We start from the raw sequence: 1,846 nt of genomic DNA, 5'->3' as shown, positions 1-1,846 counted from the left end.
CTTATTGCTGTAGCGACAGTTGGTCGCCACAGTCAAGGAGCCTTTTGGCATAAAATCTTTGTGACGGCTATAAAAAGGGTAAACCATGGATTATAAAAGGAAGACGAGAAGCGAATATAAAAGATATGGGTGGGAGTGAAACTGCGCAACAGCCAGACAAGCAACTTAACGAAAGGTGTGGCATTGGTAGACAGCATGTAAGTGACGGTTGCGTCACGGATGCCGTTAGCCAATGCCATTCTGTTCGTGCTTGTCCTTCGGCAAATGGTCATTCTTCATCTTTCGGAATCTTACTCCCGATAAATAAAGAATGTCGCTTTGACGAACTGTTGGTGCGGTTTCGCAGATGGGTGGGACAAAGTAATAAAAAGGGAAGACGGCTTGACGCTTATAATAGCAGTACGCATGCGGTTATAAGAGTAAACTTGCTAATAGTGGCTATAAAAGTAAACATGGTTGTATGAGTAAAACAAAAGCGACCGAAGCCGCTTTGTTTATTGGAGAGAATGAAGAAATCCTATTTCTTGCCTTTCTTGGTAGGCTTTTCAGGCTCTGCCGCTGGAGTTTCCTCCTTGTCTGGTGTAGGATAGAACTTGTTTGCGATGAAGATGATGCGGTTGTGCTTGGTGCCTTGCTGATCAACCCACTCGTCTGGCTTGAAGTAGCCCTCGACGGTGAGCATGGTTCCCTTCTGCAGCTTGTCGAAAGAGTCAACATGCTCGTTCTTGCGCCATGCCTCCATGTTCATGAAAGCTGATACCCTGTTGGTTTCCTCACCATTCTTCTCCTGACGGCTGACTGCCAATGAGAAACGTGCTACTGAAGCGTTGGTGAACTGACGGATTTCTGCGTTGTTGCCTACGAATCCTGTTACTACGAAAGAGTTCTCGATCTTTTTCATATTGAATTACTTTTTGAAGTGAAACTTAATTTTTACATGCAATCCAAGAGCAGGGATGTGGCACATGGGGGCAGCACCATGAAAATCGACTATAATACTCGTTTTCTGTTGGCGGTGAGGAGAAAAAGGAAGATTATCGGCTATTTTATTGGTCACAGCGAAGCGACCGCACAAGACGGATTCCATCTGTCGAAGCATCACGCTACCTTTGCATAGGAAAAATAGTGGCTTCAAAAAATCGGTAATTCAGAAAAGGACGCAAGAACACCGTAACAGCATCGTATGGTACAATCATTTGCAGCAACCATCATCAATGCAAAGCACGTTTCCATGGCGTGTGCCGTCATAAACAATGGTAAACCAACGGGCAATACACTTTTCCGCATGGAGGGTGGTCGCATGAGCATATTGACAAAGACAAGCAGAAGGAGAACCTGCTTCGAAGGCTACTCCTATTTGTAGAGGAAGGTAAGCATGAGCAACCAACTACAATCGCAATGCTGCAAACAAGATCCATCCTCAGACAAAAGGCTTCATTGTACGAAAAGCTCCAAGAAAGGCGTAGTCGCAGATTTTATCTCATACAAAGAGGCAGGTCGCCATTTGGCGAATACAACCATCAAAGCATAGCCATATAAAAGTTTATCGGCAAACGATGAAGGGAGTTTGCCGTTACATACAAAAGGGCTTTTACTGGCGGAAAGAAAAAAGATGCCTGGCGAGTATAACCTTCACCAAGCATCCTTTTCGTCAGTCATAGACAAGAACGTCATCACGTCTTTCTACAATTTCCTTGCCATTGCGCAATTTCACTACGATGTCCTCACCATAGTCTGCAACCACGAAACCTTCTGTGCGTCCTCTGTAGGGTATCAGCAGTGTGCAACTGCAACCGATAATGTCGGTCAATTCTTCGTTGTATATTGTTTTTTTTTATTATCTTTG

Annotated in this window: 3 protein-coding genes; 1 reads left to right on the top strand and 2 read right to left on the bottom strand. The window is 44.4% G+C overall.

Annotated features, from left to right (window positions below; translation table 11 throughout):
* Nucleotides 1–517: 517 nt before the first annotated feature.
* Nucleotides 518–901, bottom strand: coding sequence for a single-stranded DNA-binding protein (locus DW657_RS15945; protein ID WP_058322080.1), 384 nt, complete (start codon nt 899–901; stop codon nt 518–520).
* A gap of 282 nt (nt 902–1,183) precedes the next feature.
* Here DW657_RS15945 and DW657_RS15935 point away from each other — a divergent pair, with 282 nt between their 5' ends.
* Complete coding sequence (locus tag DW657_RS15935) at nt 1,184–1,363, top strand: hypothetical protein (protein WP_118313402.1); 180 nt, start codon at nt 1,184–1,186, stop codon at nt 1,361–1,363.
* 288 nt (nt 1,364–1,651) lie between these two features.
* On the opposite strand, the gene DW657_RS15930 is transcribed toward DW657_RS15935, so the two are convergent.
* Complete coding sequence (locus DW657_RS15930; protein WP_301332455.1) at nt 1,652–1,810, bottom strand: ribonuclease P; 159 nt, start codon at nt 1,808–1,810, stop codon at nt 1,652–1,654.
* Nucleotides 1,811–1,846: the final 36 nt, after the last annotated feature.

It is taken from the genome of Prevotella sp. AM23-5, assembly GCF_003473645.1.
In the GTDB taxonomy this organism is placed as follows: Bacteria; Bacteroidota; Bacteroidia; order Bacteroidales; family Bacteroidaceae; genus Prevotella; species Prevotella copri_A.
Note: the sequence above shows the minus strand (reverse complement) of the source record. Positions and strands in the feature narration are given on the sequence as shown.

Coding starts and splice junctions, on each gene's coding strand:
- DW657_RS15945 (WP_058322080.1), bottom strand. CDS start 901: ATGAAAAAGATCGAGAACTCTTTCGTAGTAACAGGATTCGTAGGCAAC.
- DW657_RS15935 (WP_118313402.1), top strand. CDS start 1,184: ATGGTACAATCATTTGCAGCAACCATCATCAATGCAAAGCACGTTTCC.